This window comes from Chryseobacterium sp. KACC 21268 (genome assembly GCA_028736075.1).
Lineage (GTDB): Bacteria > Bacteroidota > Bacteroidia > Flavobacteriales > Weeksellaceae > Epilithonimonas.
The window spans coordinates 2,608,746-2,630,871 of record CP117875.1 but is presented as its reverse complement, the minus strand read 5'-3'; the positions used below and the strand labels follow the sequence as shown (position 1 = coordinate 2,630,871).

Annotated in this window: 21 protein-coding genes; 12 read left to right on the top strand and 9 right to left on the bottom strand. The window is 36.1% G+C overall.

Features of this window, described 5'->3' with window-relative positions; genetic code table 11:
* Window positions 1–100 precede the first annotated feature (100 nt).
* The 5 genes from PQ459_12240 (at window position 101) to PQ459_12220 (ending at window position 4,176) form a co-directional block, all read left to right on the top strand.
* Window positions 101–451, top strand: a complete 351-nt coding sequence (locus PQ459_12240) for a septum formation initiator family protein (protein ID WDF45668.1) — start codon at window positions 101–103, stop codon at window positions 449–451.
* 16 nt (window positions 452–467) lie between these two features.
* Window positions 468–1,622 (top strand): methylmalonyl-CoA mutase family protein, encoded by a 1,155-nt coding sequence (locus PQ459_12235; GenBank protein ID WDF45667.1) that lies wholly within the window; start codon window positions 468–470, stop codon window positions 1,620–1,622.
* Window positions 1,623–1,853: 231 nt separating this feature from the next.
* Entirely contained in the window at window positions 1,854–2,279 is a 426-nt protein-coding gene (locus PQ459_12230) for a hypothetical protein (GenBank protein WDF45666.1), read from the top strand.
* Between the two features lie 114 nt (window positions 2,280–2,393).
* On the top strand, window positions 2,394–3,425 hold the full coding sequence (locus tag PQ459_12225) for a pseudouridine synthase (GenBank protein WDF45665.1): 1,032 nt from the start codon (window positions 2,394–2,396) through the stop codon (window positions 3,423–3,425).
* A 103-nt stretch (window positions 3,426–3,528) separates the two neighbouring features.
* Window positions 3,529–4,176: an alpha/beta hydrolase gene (locus tag PQ459_12220; GenBank protein ID WDF45664.1), complete on the top strand. Its 648-nt coding sequence runs from the start codon at window positions 3,529–3,531 to the stop codon at window positions 4,174–4,176.
* 39 nt (window positions 4,177–4,215) lie between these two features.
* Here the strand turns inward: PQ459_12220 and PQ459_12215 are convergent, their stop codons facing one another.
* The 4 genes from PQ459_12215 to PQ459_12200 all read right to left on the bottom strand — a co-directional run bounded on the left by PQ459_12215 (window position 4,216) and on the right by PQ459_12200 (window position 10,993).
* Window positions 4,216–6,591 (bottom strand): hypothetical protein, encoded by a 2,376-nt coding sequence (locus tag PQ459_12215; protein ID WDF45663.1) that lies wholly within the window; start codon window positions 6,589–6,591, stop codon window positions 4,216–4,218.
* A 123-nt stretch (window positions 6,592–6,714) separates the two neighbouring features.
* Window positions 6,715–7,542 carry an alpha/beta hydrolase gene (locus tag PQ459_12210; GenBank protein ID WDF45662.1) on the bottom strand — a complete coding sequence of 276 codons (828 nt, stop codon included), beginning with the start codon at window positions 7,540–7,542 and terminating at the stop codon, window positions 6,715–6,717.
* A 101-nt stretch (window positions 7,543–7,643) separates the two neighbouring features.
* Entirely contained in the window at window positions 7,644–10,043 is a 2,400-nt protein-coding gene (locus PQ459_12205) for a hypothetical protein (GenBank protein WDF45661.1), read from the bottom strand.
* 203 nt (window positions 10,044–10,246) lie between these two features.
* Window positions 10,247–10,993, bottom strand: coding sequence for an SDR family oxidoreductase (locus PQ459_12200; protein WDF45660.1), 747 nt, complete (start codon window positions 10,991–10,993; stop codon window positions 10,247–10,249).
* Window positions 10,994–11,096: 103 nt separating this feature from the next.
* Here PQ459_12200 and PQ459_12195 point away from each other — a divergent pair, with 103 nt between their 5' ends.
* Entirely contained in the window at window positions 11,097–11,429 is a 333-nt protein-coding gene (locus PQ459_12195; GenBank protein ID WDF45659.1) for a helix-turn-helix domain-containing protein, read from the top strand.
* Window positions 11,430–11,478: 49 nt separating this feature from the next.
* Here PQ459_12195 and PQ459_12190 read toward each other — a convergent pair whose 3' ends face one another.
* The 3 genes from PQ459_12190 to PQ459_12180 form a co-directional block, all read right to left on the bottom strand.
* Window positions 11,479–13,698: an NADP-dependent isocitrate dehydrogenase gene (locus tag PQ459_12190; GenBank protein ID WDF45658.1), complete on the bottom strand. Its 2,220-nt coding sequence runs from the start codon at window positions 13,696–13,698 to the stop codon at window positions 11,479–11,481.
* 133 nt (window positions 13,699–13,831) lie between these two features.
* Window positions 13,832–14,920: a hypothetical protein gene (locus tag PQ459_12185; protein ID WDF45657.1), complete on the bottom strand. Its 1,089-nt coding sequence runs from the start codon at window positions 14,918–14,920 to the stop codon at window positions 13,832–13,834.
* A 7-nt stretch (window positions 14,921–14,927) separates the two neighbouring features.
* Window positions 14,928–15,377: a T9SS type A sorting domain-containing protein gene (locus tag PQ459_12180; protein WDF45656.1), complete on the bottom strand. Its 450-nt coding sequence runs from the start codon at window positions 15,375–15,377 to the stop codon at window positions 14,928–14,930.
* A 97-nt stretch (window positions 15,378–15,474) separates the two neighbouring features.
* Here PQ459_12180 and tpx point away from each other — a divergent pair, with 97 nt between their 5' ends.
* The 3 genes from tpx to PQ459_12165 all read left to right on the top strand — a co-directional run bounded on the left by tpx (window position 15,475) and on the right by PQ459_12165 (window position 17,034).
* Window positions 15,475–15,972 carry a thiol peroxidase gene (gene tpx / locus PQ459_12175; GenBank protein ID WDF45655.1) on the top strand — a complete coding sequence of 166 codons (498 nt, stop codon included), beginning with the start codon at window positions 15,475–15,477 and terminating at the stop codon, window positions 15,970–15,972.
* Window positions 15,973–16,071: 99 nt separating this feature from the next.
* Window positions 16,072–16,374, top strand: a complete 303-nt coding sequence (locus PQ459_12170; protein WDF45654.1) for a hypothetical protein — start codon at window positions 16,072–16,074, stop codon at window positions 16,372–16,374.
* 51 nt (window positions 16,375–16,425) lie between these two features.
* A complete protein-coding gene (locus tag PQ459_12165; protein WDF45653.1) occupies window positions 16,426–17,034 on the top strand; it encodes a Crp/Fnr family transcriptional regulator in 609 nt (202 codons plus the stop codon).
* 71 nt (window positions 17,035–17,105) lie between these two features.
* Here the strand turns inward: PQ459_12165 and tatC are convergent, their stop codons facing one another.
* Window positions 17,106–17,933, bottom strand: a complete 828-nt coding sequence (gene tatC, locus PQ459_12160; protein ID WDF45652.1) for a twin-arginine translocase subunit TatC — start codon at window positions 17,931–17,933, stop codon at window positions 17,106–17,108.
* A gap of 378 nt (window positions 17,934–18,311) precedes the next feature.
* Here tatC and PQ459_12155 point away from each other — a divergent pair, with 378 nt between their 5' ends.
* Genes PQ459_12155 through PQ459_12145 form a run of 3 tightly spaced genes read left to right on the top strand, consistent with a single transcriptional unit; the run spans window position 18,312 to window position 20,997 of the window.
* Window positions 18,312–19,214: a hypothetical protein gene (locus tag PQ459_12155; GenBank protein ID WDF45651.1), complete on the top strand. Its 903-nt coding sequence runs from the start codon at window positions 18,312–18,314 to the stop codon at window positions 19,212–19,214.
* Window positions 19,201–20,109 carry a hypothetical protein gene (locus PQ459_12150; GenBank protein ID WDF45650.1) on the top strand — a complete coding sequence of 303 codons (909 nt, stop codon included), beginning with the start codon at window positions 19,201–19,203 and terminating at the stop codon, window positions 20,107–20,109. The genes PQ459_12155 and PQ459_12150 overlap by 14 nt, the downstream gene beginning before the upstream one ends.
* A 39-nt stretch (window positions 20,110–20,148) precedes the next feature.
* A complete protein-coding gene (locus PQ459_12145) occupies window positions 20,149–20,997 on the top strand; it encodes a hypothetical protein (protein WDF45649.1) in 849 nt (282 codons plus the stop codon).
* Here PQ459_12145 and PQ459_12140 read toward each other — a convergent pair.
* On the bottom strand, window positions 20,990–21,949 hold the full coding sequence (locus tag PQ459_12140) for a KpsF/GutQ family sugar-phosphate isomerase (GenBank protein ID WDF45648.1): 960 nt from the start codon (window positions 21,947–21,949) through the stop codon (window positions 20,990–20,992). The genes PQ459_12145 and PQ459_12140 overlap by 8 nt on opposite strands.
* Window positions 21,950–22,126: the final 177 nt, after the last annotated feature.

Sequence of the window (22,126 nt, the reverse complement as noted above, 5' to 3'; positions counted from 1 at the left end):
TCGATGGGTTCCCAATCTTTTTCCAAGGCTTTTCCAGCCGCAAAAAAGGATTTTCACTCAAGCCGGACTGCAGATTTGTAAATAAAAAGAAACTTTGACTATGAAAGAACTGATAAAAGAAATCAAGAAAAAATCGCCCACAATGAAGTTTTTTCAAACTTATGTGTTCAACAAATATCTGTTGACGCTTATCGGGTTTTTGGTTTGGATGATATTTTTTGACAGCACCTCTTTTTTGGTGATCAATGAACTGAATGGCGAAATAAAACGCTACGAAAAACAACTCGATTTCTACAGAACAGAATACGAAAAGAATGACAAATTCTACCGTAAACTGATGAACAACAAAGAAGAAAAAGAGAAGTATGCCCGCGAAAATTACTTTATGAAAAAACCAAATGAGGAGATTTTCATCTTGGTAGTGGACAGTTCAAAAATCGCTAAGAAGTAACAAATAAATTTTCAGAATGAGCACATTGGAAAATTGGGAGCAACTTGTAAAAAAGCAACTCAAAACAGATGACATCTACGCAATTCTCCAAAAAGAGAATCTCGAGGACGTTGATGTAAAACCTTATTACCAAAACAATTCTGAATACAAAATCCTTCCAAAAGTAGAGGAGAGCACGCATCTAGTAGCAGAATATCAGGAAGGTTTGGAGGATCAGGTTTTTGCTTTTCTCCTCAATGAAAATGTTGAAAATTTTGATGAGAAATCGATTTTCATTAATAATGTCGAGCTTTCAGAACATATCTTGACAGAAGAATCCAACCGTTATTTTTCTTTGATTGATGTTTTTTCTGATGATTACAAAGCGGAGATCAACGAACATCTTGCTGGCGAATTGTTATCAAAATCATTTGAAAGAAATATTTGTATTGATGTTAGTTTACATCAAAATTCTGGCGCTTCTATCATTCAACAATTAAGTTTTGCTTTGGCGAAATCAAAAGAATTGGTGGAGAAATTTGGCTCTGAAATTTTAGATAAATTGATTTTCAAGTTTGCTGTTGGAAGTCACTATTTCTTTGAAATTGCCAAAATTCGGGCTTTCAAATATCTTTTCAATCAGCTTTCGAAAGAGTTTGGGAAAGATTTGATTCCATATACTTTCGTTGAAACTTCATTAAGAAATAAATCTAAATGCGACCAAGATAACAATCTCATCCGTTCCACTTTGGAATTGGCTTCCGCAATGATTGGAGGCGCTGACGCAGTTTTCTGCAACAATTACAAAATCGAAAATCCCACGGAGCTTTCCAAAGAGATTTCCTTTAAACAACAGATCGTTTTGGCTTACGAAAGCATCATCAATGTTTTTGAAGACGCAACATCTGGAAGTTATTTCGTGGAAGATATCACCCAACAATTTGCTGAAAAATCCTGGAAACTATTTCTTGAAATTGAGGAGAAAGGCGGTTATCTAGAACTATTGAAATCAGGAGAAATCCAAAAAATGATTTTCGACCAAGCGACGAAAGAGCAAAGTTGGGTTGAAGAAGGGAAAATCAAAATCATTGGTGTCAATCTTTATCCTAAATTGGAGCTTAAAAAATCGGTTTTAGAACTTTATGATTCTGCTGAAATTAAACAAGTTCGTGTGGCAGAGATGTTTGAGTAGTAAAGTGAATATTTAAAAAATATTTATTTTGCTTTTGATTACAATTTTAAAATTTAAAGTTTTGGCATTCCGTAGGAATCTAGACTTCTTATTTCAGTGCATTGAGATTTCTACGAATTAATAAACGAATTAGTAAAAATCTACACTTCCTGATTTTTTTTAAAAATTTCAAATTTCTCAGATATTAAATATTTTATTTAATGTTAATCCTCAACTTGATACAATTCAATCTTGATTACAGAATACAAATACCGACCGCCACTTAAATACTTTCTCGTAGGACTTTGCGGAATTACGATGTCATTTATTTTTGGTCTTGCACTTGGAAAAAATGAGATTTGGTTTTCAATATTAATAGGCATATTTTCTTTAATGTCATTAATGCTTGGAGTTGGATTTCTGACAATATTTTTTAGAAAATTTGCATCTGGTAATCTCATAATTGGAAAAGATTTTATTGAAATTCCTGGACGCTGGAAAATGCGGGTTAAATTACATTTTGAAGAAATAGTAGAGATTGGAGAAATTGATACTTATGACAATGTTATTGAAATTGATAATGGCGTAGAAATTTATTTAATTGAAAGCAGTTGGATGAAACAAAGAGATTTTGAAGATGTTAAAAGAAGACTGAAAGATTATTGGATAAATCAATAATCGTTTTTTTTGAAATGATTAATTTAAAATTACATTATTCTCAATTTTCGGAATTCTTAAACTCAGAATTCGTAACTCTTAACTAATTCACTATCTTTGCAAAAATTTTTAGAAATGAGCGAAGACGGAAAAAGACCAGAAAGAGACAAAAAACCTAGAAGTGCAGGTAGTAGCAGACCTTCTGGAAACTCCCGTAGCTCTGGCGAAAGAACGTCCAAAAGCAGACCATCTGCAGGAGGTGCGCGTAAACCTAAGACAACTAGAGGTGGCGACCGTAATTTTGACAGTAGAGACAAATACGAAAATGGCGATAAAAAGCCTTTCAATAAAAAGCCTTCAAACAAAAAACCATACATCCGACCAGAAACAGCTGAGGATAAAACCAAATCTTTCATCCAAAGAAGAAGGTTAGAGAAAATCAGTAAAGAGGTTCATAAAGATACCATCAGGCTTAACAAGTATATTGCGAATTCCGGGATTTGCAGTAGAAGAGAAGCGGACGAATTGATTGCACAAGGTCTTGTGGAAGTGAACGGAAAAGTGGTGACAGAAATGGGTTATCAGGTTCAGAAAACGGATAGAGTGGTTTTCGACAGCCAAAATATCACACCAGAAAAACCAGTTTATGTTCTATTGAACAAACCAAAAGGTTACATCTCAACTACCAAAGACGAAAAAGCGAGAAAAACAGTGATGGATCTAACAGCAAATGCTTCGCCGTATAGAATTTTCCCAGTTGGAAGATTGGACAGACAAACGACTGGTGTCATACTTTTGACAAACGACGGTCACATCACGAAAAAACTGACACATCCATCTTTTGCTATGAGAAAGATTTATCACGTTGTTTTGGATAGAAAATTGACGAATGATGATATGAAGTTGATCGGCGAAGGAATCCGTTTAGAAGAAGGTGTTGCAGAGGTTGACAGCATCTCATTCATCGAAGGGAAACCGAAAAATGAAGTTGGCATCGAGATCCACATCGGATGGAATCGAGTAGTACGCAGAATTTTCCAGAAATTGGGTTATGAAGTGGAAGGACTTGACCGAGTGATGTTCGCTGGACTTACCAAGAAAAATATCAAAAGAGGACACTGGAGAATCCTAACGGAACAAGAAGTGAACAATTTGAAAATGTTGTAAATGGCTTGTGACTGGTTGCTATTTGCAGTTGGCTTTTAGAGCAAATAAAATATTAAAGACTGAAGAAATTCGGTCTTTTTTATTTAAAATTATAATTTAAAAGATGAGTAAGATTTATATTTTAAGCGGTCTTGGCGTTGACAGAAGGGTTTTTGATAAGATTGACTTCGGAGATTTGGATGTCGAGTTTATTGATTGGATAACGCCTTTGACGAACGAACCTTTAGAAGATTATGCTAAAAGAATTTCATTAAAAATAACGACTGAAAATCCTGTTCTAATTGGTTTATCTTTCGGTGGAATGGTAGCTGTGGAGATTTCTAAAATCATTAAAACAAAAAAAATAATTCTAATAGCATCAGCGAAAAATAAATTTGAACTTCCAAAATTCAACCGAATTTCAGGGAGATTCGGACTCAATAAATTAATTCCAAAATCTCTATTCAAAAAGCAAAATTTCTTCACCAATTGGCTTTTCGGAATAGAAACTGAATCTGAAAAACTACTTTTGAAAAATATTCTAAAAGATACTGACCCTGACTTTTTCTCTTGGGCAATCAATGAGATTGTGAATTGGAAAAATGAAATCAGTCCCGAAAATCTAATTCATATTCACGGGAATAAAGATCGAATCATTCCTTTTAAGAATGTGAGAGCAGATTTCGTGGTTGAAGGTGGCGGACATTTTATGACGGTGAATAAACCTCAAGAAATTCAAAACATTATTTTAAATCTAATCAAGTCATCCTAACAGAAGGAGTTTGTATTTTCAAAAAGTATTTGTTTATCATTACTTCAAAATCTCATTATAATAATTGATTTGATCATTTTTATCAAAACTGATGATGGTGATTTCTCTATTTTTCGCATTGTCATTGTTGAAGAAAGTGATCTTTGTATTAGAAAAATTTGGATTCCAATACAGAACTGGCCTCCAGTCGCTTGTCAAATCTTTGTATTTCTGCTGAGAATAATCGATTGTCCGAAAAGTAGCTGGTTTGTCATAAGCCTTTATTTCTACTTTATTATTAATGTTTGAGGCTTTTGAGATTGGCCCTTTCAGATTGGCAGTGCGCGTATAAATTAGAATAGAATTACCAATTATCCGACTTCCCTTCACAACTTTTATCATTGCAATGCTATTGATATTAAGCGTCTGTATTGCATCAAGGCCTACATTCATCTCATCTACAAATATTCCTGCTTCAACGCCTCGGATGACCGGCATATATCTTCCTGGCCCAGCCATCACAATGTTGAGACCGGCAACACGTCCTTGCAACCATTCCAAAATACTGAGGGAAGCAAAGGCATCTTGATTATCATTCACAAAATCAAAAATAGTAGCATTCATACTGGAGAACATTCCGGAAGTCAGCTCGTCATTCAGTTTTTTGATGGCATCACTTTTTTTCTTTACGATCTTTACTTCTTCAATTTGCGTTTCGTCGTTTGTGATTTTAGCGTAGTGCTCTGCATTTGTCAATGCTTTTTTAATTGACGACGGTACTGCATAATTTTCATTGACTTCTTTTAATTCATACCGGGTCTGGGGAAAATTAAGTTTTGCAATGTTCGTCTCAATCAATGGTTTCAATTTCAAAGTCAGGTTTACCTGTTGCTTATCATTTGAGTTAAGAAAATAGTTTACGAAATATGAATCTTCAAAGTTTAAGTTATTGATGAACACATCTCCGTTTTGATCTGTCGTCATTTGAGATATGAGTGGTTCACCATTATCATTTTTGAAAACCAGATTCACAGGCGTATTAGGCAAAGGTCGGCTGTTCAGCGCAAGTCTAGCAGTGTAGGAAATGAACTCATTATCCGTTAAATTATATTTAATCAAAGGTTTTTGACCAGCTATCACTTTTGCCCAATCAAAACGTTTCCACTTTTCGGAGATGAGAAGAGCATCCAAGGCCTCTGAATTTGCAGTTTTGGTAAAATACTGAACGGGATTTTTTATTGGATTTTTGAGATCTTGCGTCAAAAAGAGATTGCTGAGGATATCTTCTTGCGATGAACCAATGTCGGTCACGTCTTTTACTAAAACAGTGTAATTCTCAGAATTAGGATTTTCTTTAATGTCAAAACTATTTAAGGTTCTAGGCTGATTATTAAAATTTGAATTTTGTATGGCAATCGTATTTCCCGTTAGATCAGAGTGATTTAGAAAGCAAAGTCTTTGAGCCACAAGATTCTCTCTTTCGTCAAAAATCGAAACCTGTAATATTCCATTTTGTTTAATTTCTTTGATAGGGATGACACTTACAATTTTCGAATTGGTCGATTTGATCTTTGCTTTGTAGGCCAATTGATTGTTGATGGTTCCTACGACGCTGTAATTTTGTGCATTTTTTTCCAGATTGGTGGCGTTGATCGTATATTTTAAGCCTGACTTTTCAGAAGATATTTTAAGATTGATTCCTTTATCTGTCACTGTTGGCAAAGTACTGATCCGTGAATTTCCTTCACCATCTTCCACCACAACTTTGTATGATTTTCCAAATTGAGGAGTCATTTGAAATATGGCAATATTTTCATCAAGCGATTGAAAACTTACAATTTTGTTATCCGGAAGCTCTGAGTCTATCAAAAATCCGCTCCATTTTTTTTGTGACTTTCCGTCGTTATTTAATCTCACAGCGATCTTGGTAGAAGTCTTGTCAATGAATGTTCCGCCTTCAGGAAATGCATCAACAGACCATTTTGAAGTTACTGATGGAACCAATTTTTTCTTCGATGTAGAATTATAGATAGGAATCGGTTTGATGAAGTTCCATTCGGTGTCGAAGTTTGCCATCCAATTGGTGTAAGCTCTCACAAAATAGACATCTTCAGTCAGTGTTTTATTGAGTTCGAATAGTCCAGAAGCTTTTCCATTTTTAATTAAAATCGTTTTTTTATCGATTAGATTTTTACTTTGATCATATAATTCTACGTACAAAGTCTTTGAGATAGTAGATAAGCTATATCCATCAAAAATAAATGATTGAAAAAGCATCTGATCTCCGGCGACATATTGATCTTTATCAAAAAGTATATAAACTTTTTCCTGCGAATAATTTTCCTCAAGATTCGTGATCGCATTGTCCAATTTGCTCTGAGCATCCATTGTTAGAAAGTTAAAGATCACAATAATTACAGTAAAAATTCCTTTCATGAGTTATCTATTTAGTTTTTTAAGATTTAATCTTTTTGAATTCTTTAAATTATGAATAATTTCCAAACAAAAAAACAGCATTATAAAAAAAATGCTGTTTTGAAATTTATATCGTAGCTTAGTCTAACTATTGAGGAAGTTGACCAAGATCTTATTTAATTCATCTGCGTGAGTCACATTCAATCCATGAGGTGCGCCAGAAATGACGTGGTACTGATTATTTACAATGCCTTTTGCAGCTTGTTCGCCGGCAGTTTTAATTGGTACAATTTGGTCTTCGTCACCGTGAACGATCAAAGTAGGAACAGTCACATTTTGAAGTTCCAACCGGAAATCTGTATTCGCCCAACTTTCTGCAGATTTGATAGTCGCGATAGGAGAGGCGTGAGAAGAGATGCTCCAATCGTAGTTTAATTGCGCTTGGCTAACTGTCTGTGACAACAGTCCGTAATTATAAAAATTCTTGTGGAAACCTTCAAGGAAAGTAACTCTGTCTTTTTTTAGATTATCAAGGATTTCATTAAGGTCTTTTTCCGGAACGCCATCAGGATTGTCATCTTTTTGTTTCACCAATGGAATGATGGATGCTATCAAAGCAACCTTATCAACATTGTCAGAACCGTAATTGGTCAAGAAACGGACAACTTCACCGCCTCCCATTGAGAAGCCAACAAGAACTACATTTTTAAGGTCTAATTGTGTGATCAATTCCAAAAGGTCTTCCGTCAATGAATTGTAATCGTATCCATTCAAAGAAGGCTGAGAGTTTCCAAATCCTTTTCTGTCATAAGTAATAACTCTGTATCCAGCTTCCAAAAGTGCTGGAACCTGCAACTCCCAAGATTTTCCGCTGAGTGGCCAACCGTGAATCAAAATCACTGGCTGTCCTGTTCCGTGATCTTCATAATAAACACTGTAATTTTTGTCGATGTCTTTTGTGATGTAAGGCATAATTTTAAATTTTTGATATTAATATTTGAATTTTTTTATCCAAACATCAGACCATAAAAAAAGACTTTCTTGCTGGAAAGTCTTTTTTTATTTATTTAACATTACTTTATGATCTCATCATAATAAAGCATTTTATCATCTTTATCAAAACTGATGATGATGATCTGGCGGTTTTTAGCTTCATCGTTATTGAAGAATTTTGCTCTTGGCGCCAGTCCGCCATCTTCGGAAAGTTTTGGATTCCAGTAGAGTGTTTCTCGTGTGTCCTTCGTTATTCTTTTGTAAGCGTCCCCTGTGATATCTGGCAGCTCAAATTCGGTCGATCTATCATAACCTTTCAAAACAAGTTTGTTGACTTTCTCCTTATCTTTATCTTCCTCAGCAATCATATTTCCGCGACGTGTGTAGATCGCGACTGCGTTGCCTACCAAACCATCATTCTTCATAACCTTCACCATCGCAATGTTGCTGATTGGTAAAGAATTGATCATGCTTGCATCCACAGGCATTTCGTCTAGGAACAAACTGGCCTGTGAGCCTCTAATGCTTGGAATGTAGTTTCCAGAGCCGTCCATCGTGAATGTAAGTCCCGCAGCACGACCTTGTAGCCATTGCAAAATATTTTGAGAGCCCATTACATCTTTATTCTCATTCACAAAATCGAAGATTGTTGCATTATTACTTGTAAATCTGCCACTGGATAGTTCCTTGTCCAATTCGGCTTTTTTATCTACTTTTTTTGCTGTCACCTGTACTTCTTCAATTAACGTTTCCTTTTTAAAGTCATCAAGTCCTTTGTTGTTTCTTCTGTTTTGAAGTGCTTTTGCAACGCTTGGTTCTGGAGCCGCATTTTTGTCATTGACCAAACGATAATTGGTAAATGGTAGCGGGTTTTTCAAGGGAATGCTTGTCACCAAAGCTTGGAAACTCAAATTAAGATTATCAGAATCTGAAGTTTGTTTTTTGTCTTTGTTAAGGTAATATGAAACCGTCAAAGGCTCATCAAAATAGATATTATCCAGATAGATGAAACCATTGTCATCTGTTACCGCGGGAACAAAGTTCTTGTCAGAATTTTCAGTTTTCATCAGGAGATTGATATTCTTATTGGGAATGAATCTTCCATTGTTGGTCACTTTTCCTTTGAAAGAAAGATTTTTCTGAGGCTTATAATTGAACTCTGGCGTTTTGCTTGCCAGCACAGATTCCCAATCGAAACGTTTCCATTTTTCTGAGATCAATATCGCGTCAAGAGCTTCTGGATTTGCAGACTTTTCAAAATATTGTGCTGGATCGAATATGGCGGAAGTAAAATCGCCTGTCAGCCATTTGGCGCTAAGTAAAGTGTTTTCATTTTTAAGTTCAGACGGATTATTTTCCCGTACCAAAACTGTGTAATGCGTGTGGTCTCCATCCGGCTCAATATCAAAACTGTTGAAAGCTCTAGGCTCATTGTTCATCGATAAGGCCAAAGTTGGCTCATCTAGATCAAGTTTTTTTGGATTGAGAAAGAAGAGTCGTTGTGCTGCCACATTTTGCTTTTCATCAAAAATGGTGATGTTCAGAACGGCTGTTTCGTCATTGCTTACCTTGTTGGGTATTTGGCTAGTAGCCTCACTCGTTGTTGTTTTGATGTTGGCTCTGTACACCAATTGGTTGTTTATCGTCCCAATGATGCTGTATCCTTGCAAACCTTGAGAAAGACCAGCGCCATTGATCTTATAGTTGATGCCTTTTGGGTCGCTCGTCAGCTGAAGATTAATCCCGGAATTAGAAACTGTTGGTAGAGCAACCGTTTGTTTTGCACCTTTGTTATCTTCAACGATGGCTTTGTATGTTTTCCCAGCTTTTGGAGTGATGTTGAAAACGGCTACATTTTCATCCATATTTTTGAATGTTGCCAATTTCTCATTCGGTTTTTCAGAATCGATGACGTAGCCACTCCAAGCGGCCGGTGGAGTTCCTTGTGAATATAATCTCACCGCAAATTTGGTCGGGATGTTCTCGATGAAGGTTCCACTTTCCGGAAAGGCTTTCGCTGTCCATTTTGTGTTTTTATCAAGGATCAATTTCTGTTCAGAATTCGGATTGTAGATCGGAACTTGTTTCATAAAATTGAATTCCTCTGAGAAATTTGCCATCCAAGTGGTGTAGGCTCTTATCAAATAGATATCTTCATTAAGGAAATCATTGAGTACAAAAGTGCCGTCACCTTCGCCATCTTTTAGGAAGACGGTTTTCTTATCGACCATATTTTTGTTGTGATCGTACAATTCCACAAGAAGCGTGTTTGAGATGGCCGAACGGTTGTAGCCATTGAAGACAAATGATTTGAAATAGATATTATCTCCAACAACATACTTGTCTTTGTCTAGAAGCAAATACACTTTTTCCTGCGGATAATTTTGTTCCAGATTTTGGATGGCTTTATCTATTTTGTCCTGTGCATTGAGCTGAGACATTCCCACAACATAAAGAAAAAAAATGAAGATTTTTTTCATATCAAAAAGCTTATTATAATTGATTTTTAATTAACAATGGATTGATTGCAGCCCGGCTTGAGCGGAAATCCTTTTTTTGCACTGGCACTGGCTAGGGAAAAAAGATTGGGAGCGGAAGACGGATTAAGCTGCCCAAAAATAGAATTAAAACACAAAACCCTCAACATTTGTCGAGGGTTTTATGTAATATTTAACACGGTTTTCTACAAAATCATTCCGCCATCTATCAGAATTTCTGTTCCGGTCATAAAACTTGCTTTGTTATTGTCTGATAAGTAGACAACAGCTTTTGCAACATCTTCAGCACTTCCCATTTTTTTCAGAGGAATTTCGTTGATCAGCCATTCATTGATTCCTTTCAAGGTTTCTTTGTCCAGTCCGGCCTTGGTCATTATTTCCGTTTTGGTAGGTCCTGGACTCACCATATTGACGCGGATCTTTCTTGGAGCCAATTCCGCAGCTGCTGTTTTCGCAATAGAATTGAGCGCTGCTTTACTGGCCTGATAAACGGAGCTGTTCGGTTTGTAGGTCGTTGCGACATTTGAAGATAAAAATACTACAGATGCACCATCATTAAGTAAAGGAATTAGATTGCTTAATGTAAAATAGGCACCACGAAAATTAATGTTCATCACATTATCAAAATTTTCCGGATCCATATTTTCAATTGAACCTAATGTCCCTGTAATGCCTGCATTGATAAATAAGATATCTATTTTTCCGTACTGACTTTCAATTTCATTCCGTAAGGCTTCAATATTTTCTAAGTTTCCTTGGTCAGCTACGAAAGAAGTTGCTCCCAATTCTTTTGCCGCTTTCTCGATGGCTTCTTTTCGTCGTCCAGTAATAATTACTTTTGCGCCTTCAGCAATTAGTTCTTTTGCTGTTGCATAACCTATTCCGCTGTTTCCGCCAGTTACGATGGCTAGTTTGTTATTGAATTTACTCATTGTTTTAAAATTTTTGACAAAGTTATTTCAAATTGATATACTTTTGTAACCAGTATCACGGAGTATATCAGTATCATTCATTATATCATTTAACTTTGCAGCTATGGAAAGAGACCAAAACGAAGAACTAAGAGCATTACAAGATACCCTATATTTCATAGGTGGTAAGTGGAGAATTCCGATCATCAATTCTATTTGTAATGGAAACAAGCGTTTCCGGGAAATTGAAAGAAGCATTCCAGGAATTACGACAAGAATGCTTTCAAAAGAGTTGAAGGATATGGAAATGAATAAACTGGTAAAACGAAATGTCTATCCGGACACACCAGTTTTGATAGAATATGAACCGACGAGTTATTGCAGGACATTCGGAAAGATCATTGCAGAAATGATAGAGTGGGGAAGAGAGCACAGAAAAGTGATCATTGAAAATTAAAAAAAGCCCCTTAAAATAAGGAGCTTTTGAGTCAATATGAAATCGGAAATTAAATCCCGTTCACAATTGTATTAAGTGTTTCCGATGGTCTCATTGCCACATCTGTCTTTTGGAAATCTGGTTTGTAATAACCATCGATCTCTTTTGGCTGACCTTGAGAACCGATCAATTCTTCGTTGATCTTGCTTTCGTTTTCTGTCAATGCTTTAGCAACGGGTGCAAATTTGGCAGCGATCTCAGCATCTTTGGTTTGGTTGGTCAAAGCTTCTGCCCAATAAGTTGCCAAGTAGAAATGCGAACCTCTGTTGTCGATCGTTCCCAATTTTCTTCCTGGAGATTTGTCTTCTGCCAAGAATTTAGCATTAGCCTCGTCCAAAGCATCAGCCAAGATCTGGGCTTTTGTATTGTTTTGAGTCTGAGCCAAATGTTCCAACGAAGCCTGCAACGCCAAGAACTCTCCAAGAGAATCCCAACGCAAGTAACCTTCCTCGATAAATTGCTCGATGTGCTTAGGTGCAGAACCTCCAGCTCCGGTTTCGAACAATCCGCCACCGTTCATCAATGGAACAATTGATAGCATTTTTGCAGAAGTTCCTAATTCCAAAATAGGGAATAGGTCGGTCAAATAATCCCTCAAAACGTTTCCAGAAACGGAGATGGTGTCTTTTCCTTCTCTTGCTCTTTCCAAAGTTTCGGTCATCGCATCTTTCACATCCAGGATCTTGATGTCAAGTCCAGTCGTGTCGTGATCAGCTAGATATTTCTCTACTTTTTTGATCATTTCTCTGTCGTGAGCTCTTGCTTTGTCTAGCCAGAAGATTGCTGGTGTATCAGACAATCTTGCTCTGTTGACAGCCAATTTCACCCAATCCTGGATTGGTGCATCTTTGGTTTGACACATTCTGAAGATGTCAAATTTCTCTACTTTTTGCTCAAGCAAAGTGTTTCCATTTTCGTCAAGAACTTTGATCGTTCCGTCTGCATCTGCCTGGAAGGTTTTGTCGTGAGATCCGTATTCTTCAGCTTTTTGAGCCATCAATCCAACGTTTGGAACAGAACCCATCGTTTTTGGGTCAAGCGCTCCGTTTTTCTTCATATCATCGATTGCAGCTTGGTAGAATCCTGCGTAAGAACGATCTGGAATAATAGCCACTGTATCTTCTTCGGCGCCAGCTTTGTCCCACATTTTTCCGCCATTTCTGATCAATGCTGCCATAGAAGCATCAACGATGATGTCCGAAGGAACGTGGAAGTTGGTAATGCCTTTGTCAGAATTTACCATCGCTACTTTTGGACCATCAGCCAAAGTTTTGTCGATGTCAGCTTTGATCTCAGCTTCTTGTGGAATTCCGGCAATTTTATCGTAAAGATTTTGCAATCCGTTGTTTGGGTTGATGTCCAATTCCTTGAACGTCTCTTTGTATTTATCAAAAACATTTTTGAAGAAAGTCTCAACGATTGCGCCGAAGATGATCGGGTCAGAAACCTTCATCATTGTTGCTTTCAGGTGCGCAGAAAGGATCACGCCTCTTTGTTTAGCTTCTTCAATTGCTTCCTGAACAAACGCTTTCAACGAATTGATATTCAAAACAGAAGAATCAATCACTTCACCAGCTTTAAGGTTTGCGAAATCTTTCAACACTTTTTCAGAACCATCATTTCCGAAGAAAACGATTTTGAATTTGGAGTCATTCTCCAAAGTTGTAGAAGTTTCAGTTCCGTAGAAATCACCTTGTTCCATATTGGCAACATCGGTTTTGCTGTCAGAAGCCCAAGCACCCATTTTGTGTGGGTTTGCTTTAGCATAATTCTTAACTGCTTTTGGTGCACGTCTGTCAGAATTTCCTTCTCTTAGAACAGGATTCACGGCAGAACCAAGAACCTTTGCATATTTGGCTTTGATTGCTTTTTCCTCGTCGTTTTTCGGTTCAGCAGGGTAGTTTGGCAAAGCAAAACCTTTAGCTTTTAATTCTGCGATCGCTTCTTCCAATTGAGGAGCAGAGGCAGAGATGTTTGGTAATTTAATAATGTTTGCTTCCGGCGTTGTAGCCAATTGTCCTAATTCTGCCAACGCATCTCCGATCTTTTGATCGTCTGATAGATACTCTGGGAAATTGGCAAGAATTCTACCAGCAAGAGAAATGTCCTTAGCAACAATGTCAACGTCTGCAACAGATGTGAAAGCCTTTACGATAGGCAAAAAAGAATGTGTTGCAAGCATCGGTGCTTCGTCCGTAAGCGTGTAAATAATTTTTGATTTTTCTGACATTATTTAGTTGATTTTATTTCGTATTGAATCACAAAAATACATATTTTATAATGATTTTTTGATAACAGAAATATGATTTTTGAGTGTTTTTCTTATTAATAGAGATAAAAAAAGAGGCAAATGCCTCTTGAATTTATATCTGCGTAATTACATAAGATCCGGTTCCATCAAAATTTATTTTGAAATCAACCCTAAAATTTTTAGGCGTTGAATTTATATTTGGGATCATAATTCTCGCACCATCAATGTCGAAATTTCCATCGTTTAAATTATCACCTAAAGACTCATAAGTACTTAAGTAAATATTAAATCCAAAAAAGTTAGATGAAGTTAGACCACTCAAATTTATTGAGAATGTTGATGTTGTTGGATTATAAGTTGTTGGTGAAACTGTAATTGAAGAGCTTAGGTTAATCGTTGGATTTAGATTTGTTGCTGTTAAGTAAACAGCATTACCACTTTCTTGTAAATAGAAAATATAAAAACCATTAGAAGTAATGTTATAATCACTTCCGTTTATGACAAGAGCTCCTTGACTATTAGAACCATAAACTTGAGCCGAAGAAGACTGAGCCGCAATAAATTTGATTTTAGAATTTGCGGATAAATATTTATATCCAATTTTATTACCGGCCTTGTTTCTTAACAATTCAGAAGAAGTCGGACTAAAATTATTATAGCTACCGTACATATATAGATTTGACGGAAACGACACACTAGAACTTTGGGAAGTAGGGAGACTTAAACTTCCTGAATCATTTACATTTAAAGTGTAATTTGTTCCATTAGGAGATACCAAAGTAATTCCTTGTCCTGGTCCCGTAACAACAGTTTTGCTAACTTGAGAATAAGGCACACTCATCAATTCATTAACGCCAACATTCGTATAATTGTTACCTCCATTCGGATCCAATTCCACTTTTACAAATTTTGTATTTGTTCCCCAATTGATTGCTCCGAAGTTTCCTGTAGTTGCAGTTCCTTGTCCGATATTTAGATTTACCAAACCTTTGAAATTGGTTGTTTTTGTATGCGTTTCAGTATATAATACAGTTCCTGTTGCAGAATTATCAAGAATGCTGATTCTTAAGTTGACATTTCCATTAGCAATTGGAGCACCTGCAGAATTAAAAGCAATCGTTTGATAACTGAAAGCTTGAGGAACTTGAGAATAGGCGAAGGACGCTAAAAATAAACTTAAAGAGATGTAGAGTTTTTTCATTTGGTTTTTATTTTTTTATGATTTTTATAGAAGGAATATTTGAGTTTTTGAATTTCAATAGATATGTTCCGTGATTTAGAAATCGTAGATCTAATCTGTCTTCGTTAATTTTTGTTTGAGAAATTAATTTTCCTGATAAATCATAAATCTCTGCTGTTGCCAATTTTACTTTAGAACTTAATTTAAGAAATACATAATCTGCAGTTGGATTGGGATAAATCTTTACGGATTCTTTTTCGGCTTCAGTTACTCCTAAAACCTTCAACGTAGTTTGATATAAGATTCCCATTGTTCCAGAATTAGCATCATCCAGATTGTTAGGAATAACATAGATTTCTCCTATAGAATGATTAAAAGAATTCTCAGAAACAGCACCTGAATTTATATTTCCAATCACCGACTGAGCCATTCCGAAAAAGGGTAGAAAAAGAACAATGATTAAGTAATTTTTATTCATATTTGAGTTTATTTTTAAGGTCGCTAAAATATAAAATTTGCTGATGCTAAATAAAAATATTTGAGTAATTTTGAGTTTCAATAAAAATAAAAAAACAATGTCACAAATTACATTCAAAGGAAGTCCAATCAATACCGTTGGGGATTTGCCAGAAGTTGGAACTATCGCTCAGGAATTTACGTTGATAGGTGCAGACCTTTCAGAAAAGCACTTGGCAGATTACACTGGTAAAAAAGTCTTGCTAAATATCTTCCCAAGCATCGATACTGGTGTTTGCGCAGCGTCTGCAAGAGAATTCAACAAGGAAGCTAGCTCATTGGAAAATACAGTTGTCATCAATGTTTCCAGAGATCTTCCATTTGCATTGAACAGATTTTGTGCTGCTGAAGGTCTTGATAATGTAGAGGTTTTATCAGATTTCAGAGGCAATTTCGGTGAAGATTATGGCGTTACACTTAGCGACTCTCCATTGAGAGGTTTGTTGAGTAGAGCAGTAGTGGCTTTGGACGAAACTGGGAAAGTTCTTTACACAGAGCAAGTTCCAGAAATTGGACAAGAACCAAATTATGCAGAAGCTGTAAGTGCTTTGAAATAAATTCTACAAATTAATACCAATCATAACGGGAAATCAATTATTTTAGATTTTCCGTTTTTTTATCTTATGACTTTTATTAATTCCCGCACACTGTAAAATATGAAAAGAATATCAATGATTTTTTTTAAAGTTGTACTTATTGGATTTGTCTTTTTAGTTTTACTGCTAATTGCCTATAGAATTAATAAAGCCTATTATGATAATAAGTTTGAAAGTGTCGCAGTAGGAATAACAAAACAGGACCTTCAAAATGAATGGGGTAAACCAAATAAAATCCATTCCTACAATCATTTAAATGAAGAAGTGTTTGATTATCAAAGAGATTGGATCGGATTTTATCAATATTTGTTTATGTTTGATAGGCAAACGCAAATTTTGGTTCGTAAAACCCAGGAAGATTAAATTTTTAATCATCAACAGAAATTCATTACTTTAGATTTTCGGTTTTCATTTATGGACATACTAAAAAATACATACCAACATCCCGCATTTTCAGAAGAAGATCTGAAACTGATTTTTGAAAGCCACGAGAAAATGTTTTTCAAAAAAGGCGATTTTTTCCTCAAAGAAAATGAAGTGGCCAATGAATATTTCATTTTGGAATCTGGCGTTTCACGTTCTTTTGTTTATGATGTTGATAATAATGACATCACCATCAATGTTTATGATGTTGATAATAATGACATCACCATCAATTTCTTTACGGAATCTGACATTGTGATAGAAGCTTCGTCCATTTTTCAAAGAATTCCGTCGATGGAGAACATTCAGGCAGAAACAGATTGCATAGTTTGGAAGATTGATTATGATGATTTTCAGGAATTATTTTTAACAATTCCGGCGCTGGCAGAATGGGGAAGAGCCTGGATGTCTTATCAATTATTTTATCTAAAACAAAAATCTGTGGAAGTGATCACCAAATCTGCGACAGAAAGATACTTAGACTTAATTCAGGAAAAATCTGAAGTGCTGAAATTTGCACCTTTAAAAAATATCGCTTCATATCTTGGGATTACAGATACTTCGCTCAGCAGAATAAGAAAAGAAATTGTGAAACGGTAGTTAAATTTCAATTCTTAAAAACAAAAAATCAGCAATTGTGACATTGCTGATTTTTTTTTTGCTTTTAGAAATTAAGGCTGTGTAAGATCTTTATTCAGATTCTTTCTCTGCATTTTTTTATAAATGACATTTGACATAATGACACTGATTTCATAAAGCAAGACCAAAGGCAATGCTGCTGCCATCATACTCAAAACATCGGCCGGTGTAATGATCGCTGCGACAACCATAATCAAAACTATGGCGTGACGTCTGTAAGTCCGCAAAAACTGTGGTGTCAATATCCCGATTGACGTCAAGATATAAACTGCTATCGGGAAAAGGAAGACAACTCCCATTCCCATCGTAACCTGCAGAAATAGAGTAGTATAATCTGAAAGATCAAAAAGTTGCACGATGTTATCCGAAACTTTGAATAGTAATCCAAAATTAATAGCGAATGGCAAAATCAGAAAGTACCCTGTCAAAACGCCAAGCATAAACAAAATCCATACAGAATTGATATAGAAAATTGAATTTTTCCTTTCCGAAGGCATCAATGCCGGACTGATGAATCTCCAAATTTCCCAAACGATGTATGGAAAAGCCAATACCACTCCGGAGAAAATGGAAACAGCCATCATAACATTGAACTGCTGAAACAACTGCTTCTGCTGAACACTGAATTTTGCCGGCATAATAAAACTATCTACACCAGTCAATTCTCTCGAAAAATGATTCACAACTTTGAAAGTGAAAAAATCACTTCTTGTGGGACCAAAAAATATATGATCCATCACCCAATTGATATTGAAACCGACTACAATTGCCAATATAACGATAGCTAAAATAGATCTTACCAAATGGGATCTCAACTCTCCAATATGCCCTAGAAAGGACATTTCTTTTTCTTCACTCATAATTTGATTATAGAAATCAGTTCACGAAATTAATCATTTTTCTTGGAAAACTTATTTTTAAGATTTAATCTTGATGGTAAATTGATTCTTTGTGTGTTTTATCTATTATTAAATTAATATTAATTTTTAATAATTCATTATTTTTGCATTATTGATAAACATTTTTTGGAATTATATTTGTTCTTCGAAAATTTCAAATAGATATTTTTCCTGAAAAACAGACAGATTCTATCTCGTTAAAAATCATGGTATGATCTAGAATTATTTAATTTTTGATTTTCAACAACCTTGTAGAATCTTCAAACTAATTTTTAAATATTAAAAAAATTATCAAGAGGCATCAATCATTTCTCAGCGGTAATTTTTATGTAAGTGCTTATGAGGAATCAGTTATTAAAATTATGTTCTATCCTTTCCTTTAGTTTTTTGTCGGCTCAGTTTGGAATTCAGACTTCGCAAGTTGTCCCCTCTGCATTGCTGGAAATTAATACTAATGATATGGCAACTGGCAGCAAAAAAGGTTTCTTAGGTCCAAGAGTTGCATTGGCGGGAAGTCTGGACACAACTACAATCCCGACACCAGCGGTAGGTCTTTTAGTTTACAATACAGCAGATGCAGGTACATTCCCTTCCAATGTTTTGGCCAACCGATATTATTTTTGGAATGGCAATCAATGGGTCGATCTTGGACTTACTACTGTTCTTCAAAATTATTTATCTAATAGGATCTACAGCCTAAACGCCAGAACTACACAAGATTTCACATATTCTACGATTAATAATACAAGTGGTACAAACGGTGGTATTCCGATCACATTTGCGGATACAGATGTGGCCATCAGTACCGGAAATATTGTAACGAAATCCGGTAACGTCTTCACGGTAAATGTGACCGGACTTTATGAAGTTTCTTCTTATGTTAATTACAATCCAAACCGAACAACGATTGCCGGGACGCAGCGCGGAACTTTTCTTAATCTGAAACTTCAAAGATCAACAGACAATGGGACAACCTGGGTAGATGTCATTGGCAACAGGACAGCCTGGGGCGTAAAAGCAACCAATTACCTGAAGACTGCGATCCTAATCTCAACACCTATTTATCTCACTGCCGGACATAGATTGAGACTTGTAGCACAAAATCCTTTTGCAGTTACAGATGATTCTGCTTTGCACGGTGAAAACAACACGACCAGTCCGGTGCCTACAATTACCACATCGCCAAAAATTCCTATCTCGAAAAGTTTTACAATGATACTTCTAGACTATGACTTACAATAGATCCCATATATTCAAAACTGCTATTGTAGTTTTTTCAGCTTTATTATTCTCAAAAAAATTATCAGGACAAGGCATCGGGATTGGAACAGGAAATCCAAATTCCTCAGCTCTCTTGGATCTGGATGTGAGTTCTATGGCTGGTAATAATAAAAAAGGTGTATTGCTGCCCAGGGTTGCACTTCAAAATAAAACAGACATCGTCACCATACAAAATCCTGCAATTGGATTAATTGTTTTTAATACAACGAATTCAGCTACAGACACTGCGATAGAAGCCAATACATTCTACTTCTGGAATGGAACAAGTTGGATAGATGTCTCAACTTCTGAGACCATCAGGACGAAACTTTATGCACAGCTTTTCATTGTTGGAAACACAGGGAATCAGGCATTAGACAAAACAACCTTCAACAATGGAGGAAATATTGTTGTCAATTTTGATACGGCTGCCTCTGGAGCAATGACGGTGGACGTTGGAAACAGGGTTTCTTTGGCTAATAATAATTTCAGAATTCTTTCTCCTGGAACATTTGAAATTACAGGATATGTTGGCTACAATCCTTGGGTTCAGACCACTTGCACAACCTATCAGACAGAAGCCACTTGTGTAGCGGCTTTGGACTTTATCGTTCAGAGATCTGTAAATAATGGTGCAACGTGGACTCAGATTGCAAAATCGAGTGCCGTCTGGGGTGTCGGAACTGGAGACAGAAACAGATCCGTGATTGTAGCGCCCTTTGTGATTAGTCTTAATCAAAATGACTTGGTACGGGCAGTCATCACAAAAGGATCAACTTCAAATCACGGAACAAATCCTTCTACAAGTATCTTAAATATTGAGGCCGGAACTGGTTTGGCTTACTCAAGATTGTTAAGGTTTCAGAAACTTAATTGATTTAGGGATTTCATTAAAATTAATTTCAGCATATTCATTATGAGACTATATAGTTTATTTGCAATATTATTATTCACGTCAGGCTTCTCACAGGTAGGAATTGGAACTGTTGCGCCGCATTCATCGGCAATTCTAGATATGACGGCTACCAATAAAGGTTTGCTTTTACCTAGAGTCAATCTGACTGGAACCAACGACAATGCAACGATTTCCAATCCTGCAAATGGGCTTTTGGTTTTCAATTTGGCAGCAGCTGGAAGTGGAAGTACAGCGGTTTCTGCTAATTCATTTTATTACCGCCAGAATAATCTTTGGCAAAAATTCACATCCAGTACAGAAATCAATGTTTTAGAAGGATCTAATCAATACGTTTTGAAATCTGTAACCAATCAGCCATTCACGGCGACTCAACTTACAAGTCTCAACAGCAGTGAAACCTTTGAAGTTCCCATCACATGGTCATCCACGGAAATTTTGATTGATGATCCCAACGATATCGAGCTTTTAACGAATAACCAGTCGTTTAGGATCAAAGCTACTGGAAATTACAGAGTGCTGGCCAACTTTACATTTAGTCCGAAAAGAAATGTGGCAGCAGATAATTCCAATTTCTCCTATGTCACGATTTCTATAACACAGTCAAAAGATAATGGTGTGACCTGGACTCCAGTTGTTGGCACAGCAATGCCTTATGACAACGGTTCCACCGATCAGACTCAGACTCTCATTCTGCCTAGAACTGTTTTGTCATTTGCTCAGAATGATTTGATAAGAATTTCGATTTCAAAACCAGGAGCTACAACTCCAGCCTATGGAACAGGAGCCGGAATTGTTGCAAAAGCAACCGATGATATTACGAAATTATTTAGAATAAGAAGAATTAATTAATTCCTTCGTCTAGTAATTTATGAATGTCTATAATCCCATAATATTGGCCTTCGTCTGTCACGACTAGCTGACCGATATTGAATTCTTTTAAAATCTGCATGGCCTCTTTAGCGAGCTGATTTTTGTCGATGGTTTTAGGGTTTTTGCTAATGATGTCAGACGCTTTTACTTTCGAAATATCATCTTGATTCAGAAGCATTCTTCTAATGTCACCATCCGTAATTACGCCGACAATTTTTCTGTTTTCAACAACAACTGTAATCCCGTGTTTTGATCCGCTGACAGAAATAATTACATCTCTGATTGAAGCATCTGAAGTAACTTCTGGCTTATTAGTAGAAACAAATTGTTCCACTTTGGCTGTCAGATTTTTCCCCAAACTACCGCCTGGATGAAACTTAGCAAAATCTATTTCTTTAAAATCTTTCAGATCCATAAGACATACAGCTAATGCGTCTCCCAAAGCCATCTGAACCGTTGTGGAACTGGTAGGAGCCAGCTTATTTGGGCAGGCTTCCTTATCCACGTGCGTGTTTAATATGATGTCAGCAGCTTTTGCCAGTTTGCTTTCAGTGTTTCCTGTCATAGCAATTAGCGCTGCAGAATATTCTTTCAGGAAAGGTAAAAGATTCACAATCTCAGGAGAGTTTCCTGAATAAGAAATACAAAGAACAACATCCTGTTTTTGGATCACACCAAGATCACCGTGAATTGCCTCGGCAGCGTGAAGAAATTGAGATGGTGTGCCAGTTGAATTGAGTGTTGCTACAATTTTATTCGCCACGTGTGCGGACTTTCCAATACCGACAACGATCAATTTTCCTTTGACTTCATTGATGGTTAAGACACTTTTTATAAAACTGTCATTCAGCCGGTTTCGAAGATTAGTAAGTTCGTTTATTTCGATATCTAGCGCCTGATGCGCATTGGAAAGAATTTCTTTTGGATCCAAAATTTTTAAATGTTTTATTATTTTTTTTAATAATATTAATTTTGTATCTTCACTTCAATAATTTGAAATTACGAAATGAAGTTTTAGGCTTCATTTTTTTATCTAAAAAAACAAAAAATTACTATCTATAATTTGTATAACCTTTAACAATGCAAATTTAGCAAACTATATCAAAGG

What these genes read in the sequence shown, in the direction of transcription:
- PQ459_12240 (WDF45668.1), top strand. Translation starts at nt 101, where the DNA reads ATGAAAGAACTGATAAAAGAAATCAAGAAAAAATCGCCCACAATGAAG.
- PQ459_12235 (WDF45667.1), top strand. Translation starts at nt 468, where the DNA reads ATGAGCACATTGGAAAATTGGGAGCAACTTGTAAAAAAGCAACTCAAA.
- PQ459_12225 (WDF45665.1), top strand. Translation starts at nt 2,394, where the DNA reads ATGAGCGAAGACGGAAAAAGACCAGAAAGAGACAAAAAACCTAGAAGT.
- PQ459_12220 (WDF45664.1), top strand. Translation starts at nt 3,529, where the DNA reads ATGAGTAAGATTTATATTTTAAGCGGTCTTGGCGTTGACAGAAGGGTT.
- PQ459_12215 (WDF45663.1), bottom strand. Translation starts at nt 6,591, where the DNA reads ATGAAAGGAATTTTTACTGTAATTATTGTGATCTTTAACTTTCTAACA.
- PQ459_12210 (WDF45662.1), bottom strand. Translation starts at nt 7,542, where the DNA reads ATGCCTTACATCACAAAAGACATCGACAAAAATTACAGTGTTTATTAT.
- PQ459_12205 (WDF45661.1), bottom strand. Translation starts at nt 10,043, where the DNA reads ATGAAAAAAATCTTCATTTTTTTTCTTTATGTTGTGGGAATGTCTCAG.
- PQ459_12200 (WDF45660.1), bottom strand. Translation starts at nt 10,993, where the DNA reads ATGAGTAAATTCAATAACAAACTAGCCATCGTAACTGGCGGAAACAGC.
- PQ459_12195 (WDF45659.1), top strand. Translation starts at nt 11,097, where the DNA reads ATGGAAAGAGACCAAAACGAAGAACTAAGAGCATTACAAGATACCCTA.
- PQ459_12190 (WDF45658.1), bottom strand. Translation starts at nt 13,698, where the DNA reads ATGTCAGAAAAATCAAAAATTATTTACACGCTTACGGACGAAGCACCG.
- PQ459_12185 (WDF45657.1), bottom strand. Translation starts at nt 14,920, where the DNA reads ATGAAAAAACTCTACATCTCTTTAAGTTTATTTTTAGCGTCCTTCGCC.
- PQ459_12180 (WDF45656.1), bottom strand. Translation starts at nt 15,377, where the DNA reads ATGAATAAAAATTACTTAATCATTGTTCTTTTTCTACCCTTTTTCGGA.
- tpx (WDF45655.1), top strand. Translation starts at nt 15,475, where the DNA reads ATGTCACAAATTACATTCAAAGGAAGTCCAATCAATACCGTTGGGGAT.
- PQ459_12170 (WDF45654.1), top strand. Translation starts at nt 16,072, where the DNA reads ATGAAAAGAATATCAATGATTTTTTTTAAAGTTGTACTTATTGGATTT.
- PQ459_12165 (WDF45653.1), top strand. Translation starts at nt 16,426, where the DNA reads ATGGACATACTAAAAAATACATACCAACATCCCGCATTTTCAGAAGAA.
- tatC (WDF45652.1), bottom strand. Translation starts at nt 17,933, where the DNA reads ATGAGTGAAGAAAAAGAAATGTCCTTTCTAGGGCATATTGGAGAGTTG.
- PQ459_12155 (WDF45651.1), top strand. Translation starts at nt 18,312, where the DNA reads ATGAGGAATCAGTTATTAAAATTATGTTCTATCCTTTCCTTTAGTTTT.
- PQ459_12150 (WDF45650.1), top strand. Translation starts at nt 19,201, where the DNA reads ATGACTTACAATAGATCCCATATATTCAAAACTGCTATTGTAGTTTTT.
- PQ459_12145 (WDF45649.1), top strand. Translation starts at nt 20,149, where the DNA reads ATGAGACTATATAGTTTATTTGCAATATTATTATTCACGTCAGGCTTC.